16 protein-coding genes are annotated in these 14,888 nt (G+C 37.0%); 4 read left to right on the top strand and 12 right to left on the bottom strand.

What is annotated here, in order from left to right; genetic code table 11:
- Positions 1-40: 40 nt before the first annotated feature.
- Positions 41-916 carry a helix-turn-helix domain-containing protein gene (locus ABGT15_RS05925; protein WP_367230507.1) on the bottom strand — a complete coding sequence of 292 codons (876 nt, stop codon included), beginning with the start codon at positions 914-916 and terminating at the stop codon, positions 41-43.
- 101 nt (positions 917-1,017) lie between these two features.
- On the opposite strand from ABGT15_RS05925, the gene ABGT15_RS05920 reads away from it, so the two are divergent.
- Positions 1,018-1,377 carry a DUF983 domain-containing protein gene (locus ABGT15_RS05920; protein ID WP_367230506.1) on the top strand — a complete coding sequence of 120 codons (360 nt, stop codon included), beginning with the start codon at positions 1,018-1,020 and terminating at the stop codon, positions 1,375-1,377.
- A gap of 38 nt (positions 1,378-1,415) precedes the next feature.
- Positions 1,416-2,510 carry a WD40/YVTN/BNR-like repeat-containing protein gene (locus tag ABGT15_RS05915; RefSeq protein ID WP_367230505.1) on the top strand — a complete coding sequence of 365 codons (1,095 nt, stop codon included), beginning with the start codon at positions 1,416-1,418 and terminating at the stop codon, positions 2,508-2,510.
- Between the two features lie 41 nt (positions 2,511-2,551).
- Here the strand turns inward: ABGT15_RS05915 and ABGT15_RS05910 are convergent, their stop codons facing one another.
- From ABGT15_RS05910 to ABGT15_RS05895, 4 genes are all read right to left on the bottom strand, one after another.
- Complete coding sequence (locus ABGT15_RS05910; RefSeq protein WP_367230504.1) at positions 2,552-3,163, bottom strand: PAS domain-containing protein; 612 nt, start codon at positions 3,161-3,163, stop codon at positions 2,552-2,554.
- Between the two features lie 163 nt (positions 3,164-3,326).
- The gene (locus tag ABGT15_RS05905) at positions 3,327-3,776 is read right to left on the bottom strand and encodes a sensor of ECF-type sigma factor (protein WP_367230503.1); all 450 of its coding nucleotides are present in this window, start codon (positions 3,774-3,776) and stop codon (positions 3,327-3,329) included.
- Between the two features lie 2 nt (positions 3,777-3,778).
- Positions 3,779-4,162 carry a hypothetical protein gene (locus tag ABGT15_RS05900; RefSeq protein ID WP_367230502.1) on the bottom strand — a complete coding sequence of 128 codons (384 nt, stop codon included), beginning with the start codon at positions 4,160-4,162 and terminating at the stop codon, positions 3,779-3,781.
- Between the two features lie 30 nt (positions 4,163-4,192).
- On the bottom strand, positions 4,193-4,735 hold the full coding sequence (locus tag ABGT15_RS05895; RefSeq protein WP_367230501.1) for an RNA polymerase sigma factor: 543 nt from the start codon (positions 4,733-4,735) through the stop codon (positions 4,193-4,195).
- A 222-nt stretch (positions 4,736-4,957) separates the two neighbouring features.
- Between ABGT15_RS05895 and ABGT15_RS05890 the strand changes: the two genes are divergently transcribed.
- Complete coding sequence (locus tag ABGT15_RS05890) at positions 4,958-5,614, top strand: HAD family hydrolase (RefSeq protein ID WP_367230500.1); 657 nt, start codon at positions 4,958-4,960, stop codon at positions 5,612-5,614.
- Between the two features lie 27 nt (positions 5,615-5,641).
- Here the strand turns inward: ABGT15_RS05890 and ABGT15_RS05885 are convergent, their stop codons facing one another.
- Positions 5,642-6,928: a cryptochrome/photolyase family protein gene (locus ABGT15_RS05885; RefSeq protein ID WP_367230499.1), complete on the bottom strand. Its 1,287-nt coding sequence runs from the start codon at positions 6,926-6,928 to the stop codon at positions 5,642-5,644.
- 4 nt (positions 6,929-6,932) lie between these two features.
- Complete coding sequence (locus tag ABGT15_RS05880; protein WP_367230498.1) at positions 6,933-7,394, bottom strand: SRPBCC family protein; 462 nt, start codon at positions 7,392-7,394, stop codon at positions 6,933-6,935.
- 135 nt (positions 7,395-7,529) lie between these two features.
- Here ABGT15_RS05880 and ABGT15_RS05875 point away from each other — a divergent pair, with 135 nt between their 5' ends.
- On the top strand, positions 7,530-8,378 hold the full coding sequence (locus ABGT15_RS05875; RefSeq protein ID WP_367230497.1) for a DUF2911 domain-containing protein: 849 nt from the start codon (positions 7,530-7,532) through the stop codon (positions 8,376-8,378).
- 51 nt (positions 8,379-8,429) lie between these two features.
- On the opposite strand, the gene ABGT15_RS05870 is transcribed toward ABGT15_RS05875, so the two are convergent.
- The 5 genes from ABGT15_RS05870 to ABGT15_RS05850 all read right to left on the bottom strand — a co-directional run bounded on the left by ABGT15_RS05870 (position 8,430) and on the right by ABGT15_RS05850 (position 14,880).
- Positions 8,430-10,112: a sodium:solute symporter gene (locus ABGT15_RS05870; RefSeq protein ID WP_367230496.1), complete on the bottom strand. Its 1,683-nt coding sequence runs from the start codon at positions 10,110-10,112 to the stop codon at positions 8,430-8,432.
- Between the two features lie 122 nt (positions 10,113-10,234).
- Complete coding sequence (locus ABGT15_RS05865; RefSeq protein WP_367230495.1) at positions 10,235-12,724, bottom strand: PIG-L family deacetylase; 2,490 nt, start codon at positions 12,722-12,724, stop codon at positions 10,235-10,237.
- Between the two features lie 128 nt (positions 12,725-12,852).
- Entirely contained in the window at positions 12,853-13,497 is a 645-nt protein-coding gene (locus ABGT15_RS05860) for a hypothetical protein (RefSeq protein ID WP_367230494.1), read from the bottom strand.
- Between the two features lie 205 nt (positions 13,498-13,702).
- Positions 13,703-14,242: a hypothetical protein gene (locus ABGT15_RS05855; protein WP_367230493.1), complete on the bottom strand. Its 540-nt coding sequence runs from the start codon at positions 14,240-14,242 to the stop codon at positions 13,703-13,705.
- Between the two features lie 104 nt (positions 14,243-14,346).
- On the bottom strand, positions 14,347-14,880 hold the full coding sequence (locus ABGT15_RS05850) for a mechanosensitive ion channel domain-containing protein (protein ID WP_437125355.1): 534 nt from the start codon (positions 14,878-14,880) through the stop codon (positions 14,347-14,349).
- Positions 14,881-14,888 lie beyond the last annotated feature (8 nt).

Below are 14,888 nucleotides of genomic sequence, written 5' to 3'. Positions count from 1 at the left end.
AATAAGCCCGCAAAGATAGTAAATTATTTGCGCAAAAAGATTACTGATAGCGTTTTATAAAATCAGAGGGTGTTTCACCGCATTTCTTCTTGAAAAGTCTTGAAAAATAGGCGTAATCGTCGTAACCTAAATCGGTTGCGATTTCATTAAAGTTAAATTGTCGGCTTATTAACTCACGTTTGGCTTCAAGAAAAACTCTTTCCAAAATCATGTCCGTAGTGGTTTTACCGATCATATTTTGCGTAATCCGGTTGAGATGTTTTGCGGAAATGTTAAGCCAATCGGCGTATTTGGAAGGTGATTTTTCGGTTTTATAATGTTTTTCAATCAGTTCTTCTAATTTTTGAAAAGTAGTGGAGTAGGTGTTCTGGGTTATGATTTCCGAATCGTTTTTCTGAATGTAAAGCCTTGTACTTTCAATATAAATTAAATCAATAAGTGAAATAATTTTGTGGTTTTTGAATAAGAAATCGGATTGATTTTCAGAATGAACCTCTTGAAACAAGCTGCTGAAGTATACGCTTTGATTTTCTTCCAGATACAAAACCGGCGAATTCTGAACGCTGTAAAAAAACGGGAAGCTGTTTACTCGGTTTATCGCATAATGTAAATCGTAAAAGGATTGCGTATGAAAAAAGATAAATCCCTGAATATCTTCGGATAATTCCCAATGGTGCATTTGTCCCGGATTCAGGAAGAAAAGTGTCCCGGGTTGAATGTCGTATTTGATGAAATCGATTTCGTGAATTCCGCTGCCGTGAGTAAAAAGTACAGTTAGGTAAAAACTATGCTTGTGTGGCTTGTGTATGTTTTTGTGTGCTGTAACAATATGATTTTCGATTGTATTGGTGTATAATTCCTTCTTTTTCTTTACGGATTCAAATTGTTGAATATCTAAAACAGTAAAATTTTTCATGGTAGCTGTAAATTAACAATGTCCTAAAAGTACAAATAATTGCGTAAATTGTTTATAGATGCAATGCTAAAAACTGCCGAAATTTGTATAAAAAATATAGTATGTCAGTTTTATTAAATATCCTCGGAGAAAAATGTCCTAAATGTGGAAAAGGGAAAGTGTTTGCGGAAAAGGGAAATATTTTTCTTTTGCGATTGCCAAAAATGAACGCAAGTTGTTCACACTGCCATCATAAATTTGAAAAAGAACCGGGTTATTTTTTCGGTTCGATGTTTGTGAGTTATGCGGTTGCTGTAGGTGAAATGGTATTGTTTTTTCTTATCGCCAATCAGTTTATTGAAAGTTATTTAACCATCGTTGTGTTAATCGGGATTTTAGCGATCGTAATGAGTACCTTCAACTTTCGTTTTTCACGTATGCTATGGATTTATCTGCTTGACGGAAAAGACAAAAAAATCTAAAGCAAATTCGTACTTTAGCGTTTCTAAATTCACTTGAAATGAGAAGCGTTGTCATTTTTGTTGCTGCTTTTTTATGTTGCTCCTGTAGTATGAAATCGGTTTTCAGTAAGCCGGTAACTACAGTTGAATCTGTTGAAAAACCATCGCCTCTTTTTGCCCCAAGCTTTACAAAGGTGGAAATCGATACATTGTTGTCTGAAAAATTAAGTATCAGAGCTTTAGTTGTAGATAATGATAAAGTTTGGTATGCAGCCAACAATGGAAATTACGGTTCTATTTCTTTAAAAGATGATAAACGTTTTGTAGGTAATATTCAAAAAGACACGCTAAAAATTGAATTCCGAAGCATTGCACAAACCAAAGACAATATTTTTGTACTGGCTATCGGAAATCCTGGTTTGTTGTATCGTATTTCCAAAGATGGAAAAGAAACAGAATTAGTCTATGAAGAAAAAGGCGAAAAAGTTTTCTACGATGCCATTAACTTCTGGAATGACAATGAAGGTATTGCAGTAGGTGACCCGACCGAAGACTGCTTTTCACTATTGATTACCAGAGATGGTGGTCAAAGCTGGACCAAAACATCTTGTGAAAGTTTACCCAAATTAACAGAAGGTGAAGCTTTTTTCGCGGCCAGTAACACCAATATCATCATAAAAGGAGAAAAGACTTGGATTGTTTCCGGAGGTAAAAGATCGAGAGTGTTTTATTCCGAAGACAAAGGAAAATCATGGCAAGTGATTGAAACACCTATTATTCAGGGTAGTGCCATGACCGGAATTTTCTCGGCCGATTTTTACAATGAAACCATCGGTTTTGCCACCGGTGGCGATTATGAAAAACCTCAGCAAAACTTTGGCAACAAAATTATCACTTTAGATGGCGGAAAAAACTGGAACAAGATTGCGGAAAATGAAGGGTTTGGTTACGGTTCCTGCGCTCAGTTTGTACCGGGAAGCAACGGAAACGAGTTGGTAACTGTTGGAGCTTCCGGTGTTTATTATTCTTACGATCAAGGAAAAAGCTGGAACAAAATTGCGGAATACAAAGATTTGTTTACTCTTCGGTTTATTGATCGTAAAACCGCCATTGCTGCCGGAAACAAAAAAATCATCCGTTTGCAGTTCAATTAAGAAAGACTGGTAAAAACCAGCCTTTCTTAATTTACACTTAACTAACCAAAGAATTTCGAAAAGAATCCTTTTTTATCTTCTGTTTTAATTTCTGCAGCCGCCGCGTTTTGAAGTTCAACGGATTTTTCATGTTCGCTCATGATTTCCATGATAAAATCCACATACGTTTTATTTTGTTCTTCCAGATAACCAATCAGATATTTTTCACTGGCGTCCATTCCGCTGGCGTTTTCTATCTGAAGTAATCGTTTGTATAACGGTTCAATATGTTTGGTAATTACTTCCTGTGGTACTGATTTTCGTCTGGCAAAATAATTCACAATGTTTCCTTTTTCATCTTTAGAAATATCGAAATCGGTAATCACCCAATAGTAGCGACCGGATTTGGCAAGGTTTTTCACAATTGCGTGGTAGTTGTTACCTTTTTTCAGATTATCCCAAAGCACTTTAAAAATTACTTTCGGCATATCCGGATGGCGGATGATGTTGTGCGGTTGTGACATCAGTTCATAATCTTCGTAACCCGAAACATCGATGAAAACTTCATTGGCATATTCAATCGTACCAAAGCGATCTGTTTTGCTCATAATGGTTTTCGTTTTATCCCACGAGACTTCTTTGTCAATTGGTGTTGGTTTTTCCATTACTTCCATATTGCTATATTTTTTTTTGAGGATTATTTAACGGGGCAAAGAAATTCAAATAAAATGTAAGGGAATATGACAAAAATCAGTAAATATTGACTTTGTTTTTGTTGTATAAAAAAGCGGCCCGGTTGTTTGTACAACCGGGCCGCTTAGTAAAATGAAAGTTATTTTAGCGATTATGAGATCTCTTGTTTTTCATTTGCTCCAACAGTTTGTGTTTGAATTCGATTTCCAACTGTTTTAACATCAGTATTTTTTGGTTTGGAATTACGCCTTGTAAATCCTTTACGAGTTTTTTTCTGTTGTTCTGAATTTCCGCTTCGAGTTCTTCATCCTGTTCCATTAAAACCATTGTCTCCTTGTCGGATAAATCTTTGGAGTTTTCAGGTTTCAACTTGAACATTAACTGTCTTTTTTGTTTGTGAAGTTCAAACTGACGCTCTTCAAACTGGTTGTAAATCGGCCAGAATTTTTCAGCTTCCTCAGGTTTCAAATCCAACCGATCGGAAATGAAAGCTACTTTTAAAGCTTTAATGCGCTCAAAACGTTCCTGCTTTTTATCCTGCGCAAAAAATGAAACAGAAACGACAAGTAAAAATAAGGTTATAATCTTCTTCATAACTAATCAAGGTATTCATTAACATAAGCTTCCGATTCGGTACCGTAAAGCCCTAATTCTTTTTCAAAATTGGTGATATCGTCGTCCGTAAGTTGGGCCGCAATATCTTCGGTGGTAACATCACTTTGATACGCCAAATACATTTGGGTACTAGTCTCTAATTCGTTATTTTGATAATTTGTGTATAACCAAAAGCCTAAGCTTACTACAAAAACCGCAGCAACGGCAGAAATCCAAGTGGTTCTTTTTTTCGATAACGAAATCACACGCACTTCTGTTTCCGGAAGCTGCTGCATCAATCGGTCTTCAAATCCTTCAAAATAGTTTTCGGGAATTTTAAAACCGGATTTGATTTTCGGGTCGTTATGTAAATCAAACTTTTTCATATTCATAAGACAAAATTACATTCAAAAGGTTTAATTCGTATTTAAAAATTCTTCAATCTTTTTCACCGCGTGGAAATAGGAAGCCTTCAAAGCGCCAACAGAAGTTTCGAGAATTTCCGACATGTCTTCGTATTTCATTTCTTCAAAATATTTCATCTTAAATACTAATTGTTGTTTTTCAGGAAGTTTTGCCACGGCTTGTTGTAGCTTCATTTGAATTTCGTCACCGTCATAATCCACATCCGCCTGTAAACTGTTAATGGCCTTCTCCTGAATTTCTTCACTGGAAATACCTTGTTTCTTAGCACGTTGATTGATAAATGTTATCGCTTCATTCGTCGCAATCCGGTACATCCAGGAAAATAGTTTGCTTTCACCTTTAAAGTTTTTCAGGTTTTGAAATACCTTCACAAATGTATTCTGCAGTACATCGTCTGTATCGTCATGATTTATTACAATATTCCGGATATGATTGTACAACGGTCTCTGATATTCACGCACCAACTTTCGAAACGCTTCGTTCTGCGTTTTCGGGTTAAGTAATTCGGCGATAAAGGCTTTTTCGTCCTGCAAGTGAAATCGATTTGTTGATAAGACTAAAGATAACGTAAATAGTTTAATTGTTTTGTCGATTTTTTTTGGAGCGAAAGGTTGTTTTGTACCGGGAAACGTAAATCCTGCTGTCCGCTTTACGCGGTGCCGCTCCCATCAGGGCTAGTAGGAAACCATTTTTGTATTTGTTAACATAAAAAACGCAGCAACTTTGTACCTTTGCCGCTTTACAACACAACAACCATGATTAAAACAGTAATTTTCGATATGGACGGTGTAATTGTCGACACAGAGCCCGTTCATAAATACGCTTACTATCAACATTTTAACGAATTAGGAATTGACGTTTCTGAGCAACTTTACGCTTCTTTCACCGGAAATTCCACCCGAAATGTATTCCAAAAAGTAAAAGACACTTTCAATCTGGAACACGATGTCGAAGAACTGATTCTGAGAAAACGTCACCTTTTCAATGAAGCGTTCGATACCAAACCCGATTTAGAATTAATTGAAGGGGTTCATAATTTGATTAAGAACTTACACGAAAACGGTATGCAGCTTATCTTGGCTTCATCAGCATCCAAAAGCACGATTAATCGCGTGTTTACCCGTTTTGATTTGTATCAGTATTTCACACACACAGTAAGTGGTGAAGATTTTCCTAAATCCAAACCCGATCCGGCGATTTTCCTTCATGCGGCTTCTTTGTCGGTATTCCCGAAAGAGCATTGTATTGTGATTGAAGACAGCACTAATGGTGTTAAAGCGGCCAAAGCAGCAGATATTTATTGTATTGGTTATCATAGTGATAACTCAAAGCATCAGGATTTATCGTTGGCAGATTTTCATATTCGTGATTTTTCTGAAATTAACTTTGAAAAAATAAAGGGTTTGCTTTAAGTTTTTCCCTCCAAAGAAAGCGAAGTTTTACCCAACGGCCTCTTTAAAAACAAGTAAGCATTTCTCACGTGCTTCTTTGTGATCTACTATGGGTTTCGGATACTTGGACGTTTCCAATTCCGGAATCCATTTTTTAATATATTTTAGGTCTTTGTCAAATTTTTTAATCTGTTCGGTAGGGTTAAAAATTCGGAAATAAGGAGCAGCATCCACACCACTTCCGGCAGCCCATTGCCAATTACCCACATTGCTGGATTGTTCGTAATCCAACAGTTTTTGTGCAAAATACGTTTCGCCCCATCGCCAGTCAATCAGTAAATGTTTGCAAAGAAAACTGGCTACGATCATGCGTACGCGGTTGTGCATGTGACCTGTGGAGTTGAGTTCGCGCATACCAGCATCTACAAAAGGATAACCTGTTTTTCCGTCGCACCATTTCTGAAATAAATTTTCGTTATTACTCCATTGTATTGCATCGTATTTTTCTTTGAAACTTCGGTTAACGGTATGTGGGAAGTGCCATAAAATCTGCATGAAAAATTCGCGCCAGATTAACTCTTTTAAAAAGGTTTCATTTTTTGAATTTTGCGCTAGAAAAACCATTTTTCGTATCGAAACGGTTCCAAATCGGAGGTAAACACCTAACATCGATGTGCCTTCAATTGCCGGGAAGTTTCGCGTTTCCTCGTAATGGCTAATACGTTTGTCGGAAACATCGAAAGGTTTGGGCGCGATGGATGAATTTTCAAAACCGATATCGCTTAAATTTAAAAACGGGTAGGAGTGAACCACAATGTTTTGAAGCAAATCTTCAGATGGGTAGGTAACCAACTTACTTTTGCTAAGCAGCTCTTTCCATTTTTTGGAGTAAGGTGTGAAAACTACATATGGAGTTCCATCGTCTTTGACTACTTCGTTTTTTTCAAAAATTACCTGATCCTTGCAGGTTTTGAATTCGATATTGTTTTCTTTTAGAAGCTGATAGATTGCTTTATCTCGTTTTCTTGCAGCCGGTTCGTAATCATGATTGGTATACACCGTTGAAATTTTATTTTCAGAAATAAGTTGCTGAAAAATAATTTCAGGATTTCCATAAAATACAGCCAGTGATTTCCCTATTTTTAGCAATTCTGAATGAATTTTTTGCAGTTGTCTGTGAATGAAAGTCACACGTGCATCATCTTTTTCTAATTCATGCAAGATGGTTTTATCAAAAATGAAAATTGGTAGAACAGCTTCGTTGTCGTTTAAAGCATGAAAAAGAGCGGTATTGTCTTCGAGACGTAAATCTCTTCTGAACCAGAAAATTGTCATGGTATTATGATTTAAATTCACCAAAAAGCTCGGTCAGTTTTTGTCTTCTGTAATTGAAAATTTCGTTGAGTTTCGGTTTTACAATCATTGGATGAAATAGCTTCCCGATAAAACCAAACGGTAATTTATAATGCACAATGTCTTCCATTTCTACTCCACCTTCAATCGCTTTGAAAAAATGTTTGTGATGCCAGAATTTATAAGGGCCGAAGCGTTGTTCATCTACAAAAAACTCATTTTCTTTTGCATGAGTGATTTCTGTAACCCATTCCATTGTAATGCCTTTAAAAGGGGAAATCCTGTAATGAATAATTTGACCTGGAAACATTTTTTGTTCATCTCCCGAAAGTGTTTTAAAATGCATGGTGTCAGGAGTAATCCTGTTGAGATTTTTAGGATCGGAAAAAAAAGCCCAAGCTTCTTCAACGGAAATTGGTAATTTTTGTCGGGTGTTTACAGAAAACATCTTTTTTTCGTAAAGTTACATAATGTTCTATTGTTTAAAAAAAAGAAAACTATAAATTCTATTTAAGCTATTCTTAACATTTAGCAGTCGGTTTTTTTTCTATTTTCGTTACAAATCAAATTAACGATAATATTTATGAAAAGAATAGTGCTTACAGCTGTTTTTGCATTCGCTACACTGGCAATGCAGGCTCAGGTAAAGACACCGCAGGCAAGTCCTGTATCCAAAATTGAACAGACCGTTGGTTTAACCAATGTAGATATCGAATATTCTCGCCCGAGTACAAAAGGGAGAACTGTTTTTGGAGAATTGGTGCCTTATGGTAAATTATGGAGAACCGGAGCCAATGCCAATACGGTAATTAGTTTTAGTGAAGATGTTACGATAGACGGTAAAATGCTAAAAAAAGGAAAGTATGCATTATATACTTTACCTAAAGCAGACAGTTGGGAAGTGATTTTCTACAACAACACAGACAACTGGGGATTACCTGAAAAATGGGATGAGGCAAATGTTGCCATCAGAACGATCGTTAAACCTGAAAATCTGAATCGAAAAGTAGAAACTTTCACTATCGGAATTAATAATGTAGATAACGATTATGCAGTTTTAGAGTTGTTATGGGAGAAAACATTAATTCCTGTAAAATTTGAGGTGCCTACACAAAAAGTCGCTCTGAAAAGCATTGAAGCTACCTTAGCCGGGCCTACGGCAAATGATTATTTTGCTTCTGCTCAATATTTGTATCAGTCTAACGGTGATATGAAAAAGGCATTAACATGGGTTAACAAGGCTTGCGATATGAAAGCGGCTGAAACTCCTTTCTGGTATTTACGTTTAAAATCGTTGGTTCAGGCTAAAAATGGAGATAAGGTTGGAGCAATTGAAACGGCAAAACAGTCTTTGGCCGCTGCTGAAAAAGCAAATAATCAAGATTATATGAAGATGAACAAAGATTCCATTATGGAATGGTCTAAAAAATAATAAATAGTTTTTTAATTGAAAAAGGCTGTCGTAATTGGCAGCCTTTTTTAATTATTCTTTAGTTTTCATAAAAGTCTGGAACAGGACTCCAAGAAAGATAGTCATTATTGCACCGATGAAATTAAGCCATAAAAAGCTGACAACATCCAAGTAGAAAATATAGAAGATGGTAAGCTGTGTTAAAACCGCACTCCAGAAAACCGCTTTTGCCTTCACAAATTTAACATAGAAAGCTACAAGAAAAATTCCTAATACGGTCCCGTAAAAAATTGATCCTACGATGTTTACCAATTGAATTAGGTTTTCGAATAACGTTCCGACACAAGCAAATAAAATAGCAATAATCCCCCACATTAAAGTGAAAAGTTTGGTAGCAGTAACGAAGTGTTTTTCGGATTTATCGGCTTTTACATTTCTTTTGTAGATGTCTATAGTAGTAGTTGAGGCCAGAGCGTTCAACCCCGATGCTGAGGAAGACATGGCTGCCGAAAAGATAACCGCTAACAGTAATCCAATTAAGCCTGTTGGCAGAAAGTTCAGGATGAAATACAGAAAAACATAATCTTTGTCATTGGTTTCGGTTTTATCATCTACTTTACTGATGATTTCTTTGGCCTGTTCACGTAAATCTTTTTCTTTTCCGGAAAGCGAAACCATTTTTTGCTGCAGTATGGGATTATCAAAATCCTGATTTAACTGTCCTACATACAACATGCTGATTTCTTTCTTTTCATTTTGAAGATTTTCCAGCTGTTTTTCCAGTTTTTCATACGTAGCTTTATACTCCGATTTTTTCACCAATTCGTTGTTGGTCGGGTTAAAATGTAAAGGAGAAGAATGGAACTGAAAAAATACAAATACCATTACTCCGGTAAGCAGAATGAAAAACTGCATCGGTACTTTCAATAACCCATTCATTATAAGACCCATCTGGCTTTCACGGATGTTTTTACCTGTCAGATAGCGTCCAACTTGAGACTGATCCGTTCCAAAATAGGAGAGTGCTAAAAAGAATCCGCCTGTGATTCCGCTCCAGAATGTGTATCGCGTTTCCGGATCAAAAGAAAAGTCTACGATGTTCATTTTGTCGTTGGCACCTGCAATTCCTAATGCGTTGCTGAAGCTTAATTCTTCGGGTAAGTAGCTTAATATCAGGAAGAAGGTTATGAACATTCCCGTCATGATGACGAACATCTGTTGTTTTTGGGTAACATTTACGGCTTTGGTTCCGCCCGAAAAGGTGTAAATGATTACCATGATTCCGATGACTACATTCATCAGTGTAAGGTTCCATCCCAATAAAGCAGACATAATGATGGCCGGAGCATAAATGGTCAGACCGGTCCCCATCCCGCGTTGAATTAAAAATAAAATTGAAGCTAACGAACGGGTTTTAACATCGAAACGCTGTTCCAGAAATTCGTATGCGGTAAAAACTCTGAGTTTGTGATAAATTGGAATAAAAGTGATACAGATAACCACCATCGCAATCGGTAATCCGAAATAAAACTGAACAAATCCCATTCCGTCATGATAAGCTTGTCCAGGTGTGGATAGAAAGGTGATGGCACTCGCTTGGGTTGCCATTACAGATAGTCCAACTGTCCACCAAGGGGTTTCATTATTGGCAAGAATGAATTCTTCTACGTTTTTGCTTCCTTTGGTTCTCCAAGCTCCGTAAATTACAATGAAGAGCAGTGTTACCGATAGAACGATCCAGTCAATTAGCTGCATAATTTAAGCGTACATTTGCATTAAAAAATAGAACAACAAAATGTAGAAGGCGTTGAGTAACAACACTATCGTATAACTTCTTTTCCACTTGAATTCCTGTTCTTTCATATTTTTCTATTTGATTATTTTCCGATAGCAATCAGGTTGGCCATGAGGCGAAAAGCGCCTGGTACTCCTTCCGGTAGTTCCCTGAAAAAACTCAGCCCGGTATAAATATAATGCCCTTTGCCATATTTTGCTATCAATAAGCTGCTTTCTTTTGGTGTTTCGCCCTTATCATGAGAAGAAATAACGGTTTTGAATTCTTTTGCCCATTTGTTAGGATAGTATAAACCTTGCTCTTGAATCCAGCACTCAAAGTCTTTTTCAGTAATTTTATTAGGAAAATTTAAAACAGTATGTTTTGGATCTGTGAATGTTACAACTGCCGTTTCTTCGGTTACCCTGTCTTGTGAAAGTTTTAATTCAAAAGGAGCAATGTCGTTGGTAACCAATTTGCCGGCTGTGTTGTACTGAACAATCATGGTGCCACCATTTTTCACATAGTCAAACAATATTTTTTGTTTGAATTTCAACGGTTCAACAGTATTGTAAGCTCTGATTCCAACTAAAACAGCGTCATAACCCTGAAGGCTTTCCGAAGTAATTTTTTCAGGATCAATTATGGTAACGGTATAGTCCATCTGGCGTAAACTTTCAGGAATTTCATCACCAGCTCCCATAATATAACCAATGTTGCTGCCTCGGGTTTCGATTTCTATTTTATTGAATTTGGCCTCCGATGGCAGTAATATCTGTTGTAATGGAATGTGCGGATAATCAATGGTAACCAGTTTTTTATCGTATTTGACATTGTCAATTACAGCAATGCTTTTAGCGATAGCCTCAGTAGGATAGGATGGAGGAGTCACTTCGAAAGTAACTGTTTTTTCCCCTCCTTTTTGTGGTAACTCGAATGCGATTGTTTTAGGGTACACTTTCCAGTCGGCAGGTAAATCTAATAGAACTTCGCCTTTGCAATTGTCTTTCCCGGCCCTTACTTTAACAGCAATTTTGTGTTTTCGGTTGTTGGGGAAAAGTTCTACTTTGTTTAAAATTTCTGTGGTAACTTCCGGTAATATGGCAAAAGGCTGATACATTTCTCCTTTTACCGGATCGTTAAATTTGTAAACAATGTTTTTGTAAATATCAATTGGAATATCGCAAATTCGGATTCTCCAATGTAGTTTCAAATAATCGGATTCCGGTTTTCCGATGTTGTTTTTATCGTTTACGGCAAACAGTCCTAAAGTTCCTTTGTCATTTAGCCAATAAGGAGTTGAGTAAAGATTTTCAGTTGGAATCTGGATCAGTTTTTCTGCTTTGAACGCTACGTTATTTTCTAATTTTTTATTGGTGATAACCGATGAATTAAGAAAGGAAACGGCTTCGATTTCAATAGGTTCATTACTTCGGTTAGTAGCTTCCAGTTTTAAAGTGATTTCTCCGTTAGGATTGGTGTATTGTACTGATGCAACACCTTCAAGATAAAGACCGCAACAAGCTGTGATGATGGACTCTATTTCCTGTTTTTTTAAGTTTTTCCAATGTTCATCTTCCAGTTGCGAGATAAGTTTGTACGCCTCCATCAGTTTGGTTAGATGGACTTCCGGATTTTTGAAATTGAAGTTGTTCTGAACTTCATAAAGAATTTTCCCGATGGCTTCCCCGCCTTTCACTCTTGACCAGGTTGTGTTGATGCCTTCGAAAATATTGTTTTTTTCTTTTAAATCATCTCCTTTCAGAAATTCTAAATATTCGGTTTCATTGCCTCTTGTTCCGGTACTTCCAAAACCTTGGCATTGGTGTTGGCTTCTGCTTAAAGCGGCTATTTCACCATTGCTTTTCCCTTTCAACGGATAATAAACGCCGGTGTTGATTGTTGTTAAATTGCTTTTATCGGCTTTTTTAAAGTTTTCTTCACTTCCGTAAAACCACCAGGAAGTATTGAAAAATAAGCGTTTCGGTTGCCAAAGCGAAGTCATGGAAAGTTGATCCGGATAAACAGAAGCATCATTGGTTTTGTCAAAGGCTTCCATGCTTAACATTGCCGAAGCGGTATGATGCCCATGCGTGGTTCCCGGAGTTCTGTGATTGAATCGGTTGATAATCACATCCGGTTTGAATTTTCGGATGGCTAAGATAACATCGCTTAAAATTTCTTCTTTATTCCAGATTTCGAAAGTTTCCTCAGGTTCTTTGGAATAACCGAAATCGTTGGCTCTGGTGAAAAACTGCTCGCCACCATCGATTCGTCTGGCTGCTAAAAGTTCCTGAGTTCTTAAAACGCCTAAAAGCTCTTTTAGTTCTGTTCCGATGAGGTTCTGACCACCATCGCCACGTGTCAAAGACAAATAACCGGTTCGTGCTTTGGTTTCGTTGGATAAGTAGGAAATCAGTTTTGTGTTTTCATCGTCCGGATGCGCGGCAACATACAATACAGAGCCCAAAAAATTCAGTTTTTCGATTTGGTGGTAAATGTCCGAAGTACTTGGCTTTTGAGGTTGTTGGGCAAACCCATTGTTCGAAATAAATAAGGCAACGATATAGAAAAGTAAGCTAAGCTTCTTCATAATTAATTTGTAGAGTTATTCTTGTCTTTCAAAGATAGTCAAATAGGCTGTCGCAATAATTTATTTAACAGGAAATTAAAAAAGGCAAGAACGTTTAAGTCCTTGCCTTATAAAATTAGTATTTGTAATTAGCCTCTTTTTCCTTGGCCCCTGCCGTTTCCGTTTCCGTTGTTTCCGTTTCCACGTCCGCGTCCTGGCTCATGCCCTCCGCCATTTCCATTCTCGCGGCCGCCACGGTATTCATTCCTGAAATCGTTGTTTCTTCTTTCGTTTCGGTTATCGTTTCTGTAGAAATCGTTTCTGTTATTGTTTCGGTCTCTGTATTGCTCTCTTCTGTCATCATCACGGTCTCTGTCTCTGTAATATCCGTCTCTTGGTCCGTTGTATACTACTTGTGGTCTTACTCCAATGGTTCTCTGATAAGGTCCTCTGTATCCATGATGGTATTTAACTCTATGGTTTTTATAATAGACATATGGGTTTGGGCCGTAATCATGTAAACAAACTTTGTAAGCACCGTATAAATCATAATGTCTGTAGCGATAAGGCAAGTAGGCTGCTCTGATCCATCCGCCTCCATCAAAGTAGATAAACATAGCGGTTGGAATATCGTAGTATACTTCAATGTCAGGCAAGTAATAATACCTTGTTTCAGCGTATCCGACCGGTCCCCATACCGGAGGCGTTCCAATATTTACATTAACCGATACTTGAGCCTGAGAACTTAACGTCATTAAAAATAATCCTGCAAATAATAGTCTGATAGCTTTCATAATCGTATATTTTAATTTAATTTATTCTTGTTTGATTGTATAAATCCAACTACCGTGCCAAAATTAAATTTTCAGGGAAAAAGTTGAAATGATTTTAACAAAGAATCTTGTCAAAGCTTTGTTTTTATTAGGTTTAGTAAAAATGAAGCGGAATGAAAAAAGCAAGGCTTTAACCTTGCTTTTTTGTTTTTAAAAGTAAAAACTGTTATTTGTTTTTCCCTTTTCCGTTTCCACCGCCATGTTTTCCGCCATGTTTTCCGCCACCATGTCCGGGATTTCCGTCACGGTTAAATTTAACGGCTTTGTTGCTGTGAATAATTTTTTCTGGTCCTCCTTTTGCGTGGCCATGATGATTTCCGTTATCACCTTTCATTTTAAAAGGTTTCTGTTTGTATTTTTTATAGCCTTTCGGATATTTTACTTTGTGTACGTCATAATAATGGTACGGATTCCCTCCTCTATAATCTAAAACTACTTTGTAGCCACTGTATAAATCGAAGTGAGCGTATCTGTTCGGCAGATTGTGTACATGAATCCATCCTCTGGGACCGTGATAAATGAACATTGCTGTGTGAATGTCATAATATACTTGAATGTCGGGAATATAATAGAAACGCGCTTCTGCATATCCAATAGGCCCCCATGGGGGTGGCGTTCCAATATTTACATTAACCGATACCTGAGCTGATGACTGCAAGGCGAATAAAAAAACTAAACCGAGTACGACCTTTTTAATTGCTTTCATAACTTTTTGTTTTTAATGAAATTAATCATGTTTATTCCTGTTAAAACGAAGAATGTTTTCTTAAAAGTATTAAAAAAATCACAATAAAAGTTAAGGAAAAGTTATTAGTCGGTAAACTCGCGGTCGTCACCGTATTGTTTTACTATGGTAATGCCTTTTTGGATAAGAAGATTGTTAGGATAGGTGATAAGCTCTCCGTCTTTGGTTTTCAGGAGTGCATGAAAGGCTGTGATATCTACAATTTTACCTTCTACCGGAAAATCTTTGTCGTGAATGAGAATTACATCGCCTATTTTAAACGGAAAATTAAAAAACAGAATTATGCCAGCAGTAATATTACTCAAAATGGACCACTGAGCAAACATTGCAACACCAATAAAGGCCGATACAGAAGAAGCAAAAAACACAAGATGCTCGGCTTTGATTCCCCAAATGGTAAACAATACAATTAGAGTAAGAATGCCAATAAGAATGCTAATGTATTTGATCACCAGATTGGTTCGTCGATGGTCTATGATCTCTGAAACTTTAGCGAAGCGACGGATAATTTTTGCCGTAAGAAACCGTACCAGAATATAGAATAGTAAGGTAGTGGCCGTGGCAACAATTTCGAAAAGAAAATGATTGTCAAACATTATCTTGTGCT

This window comes from Flavobacterium enshiense, from assembly GCF_040750275.1.
Taxonomy (GTDB): Bacteria; Bacteroidota; Bacteroidia; order Flavobacteriales; family Flavobacteriaceae; genus Flavobacterium; species Flavobacterium enshiense_B.
Note: the sequence above shows the minus strand (reverse complement) of the source record. Positions and strands in the feature narration are given on the sequence as shown.

What these genes read in the sequence shown, in the direction of transcription:
- ABGT15_RS05925 (WP_367230507.1), bottom strand. Translation starts at nt 916, where the DNA reads ATGAAAAATTTTACTGTTTTAGATATTCAACAATTTGAATCCGTAAAG.
- ABGT15_RS05920 (WP_367230506.1), top strand. Translation starts at nt 1,018, where the DNA reads ATGTCAGTTTTATTAAATATCCTCGGAGAAAAATGTCCTAAATGTGGA.
- ABGT15_RS05915 (WP_367230505.1), top strand. Translation starts at nt 1,416, where the DNA reads ATGAGAAGCGTTGTCATTTTTGTTGCTGCTTTTTTATGTTGCTCCTGT.
- ABGT15_RS05910 (WP_367230504.1), bottom strand. Translation starts at nt 3,163, where the DNA reads ATGGAAGTAATGGAAAAACCAACACCAATTGACAAAGAAGTCTCGTGG.
- ABGT15_RS05905 (WP_367230503.1), bottom strand. Translation starts at nt 3,776, where the DNA reads ATGAAGAAGATTATAACCTTATTTTTACTTGTCGTTTCTGTTTCATTT.
- ABGT15_RS05900 (WP_367230502.1), bottom strand. Translation starts at nt 4,162, where the DNA reads ATGAAAAAGTTTGATTTACATAACGACCCGAAAATCAAATCCGGTTTT.
- ABGT15_RS05890 (WP_367230500.1), top strand. Translation starts at nt 4,958, where the DNA reads ATGATTAAAACAGTAATTTTCGATATGGACGGTGTAATTGTCGACACA.
- ABGT15_RS05885 (WP_367230499.1), bottom strand. Translation starts at nt 6,928, where the DNA reads ATGACAATTTTCTGGTTCAGAAGAGATTTACGTCTCGAAGACAATACC.
- ABGT15_RS05880 (WP_367230498.1), bottom strand. Translation starts at nt 7,394, where the DNA reads ATGTTTTCTGTAAACACCCGACAAAAATTACCAATTTCCGTTGAAGAA.
- ABGT15_RS05875 (WP_367230497.1), top strand. Translation starts at nt 7,530, where the DNA reads ATGAAAAGAATAGTGCTTACAGCTGTTTTTGCATTCGCTACACTGGCA.
- ABGT15_RS05870 (WP_367230496.1), bottom strand. Translation starts at nt 10,112, where the DNA reads ATGCAGCTAATTGACTGGATCGTTCTATCGGTAACACTGCTCTTCATT.
- ABGT15_RS05865 (WP_367230495.1), bottom strand. Translation starts at nt 12,724, where the DNA reads ATGAAGAAGCTTAGCTTACTTTTCTATATCGTTGCCTTATTTATTTCG.
- ABGT15_RS05860 (WP_367230494.1), bottom strand. Translation starts at nt 13,497, where the DNA reads ATGAAAGCTATCAGACTATTATTTGCAGGATTATTTTTAATGACGTTA.
- ABGT15_RS05855 (WP_367230493.1), bottom strand. Translation starts at nt 14,242, where the DNA reads ATGAAAGCAATTAAAAAGGTCGTACTCGGTTTAGTTTTTTTATTCGCC.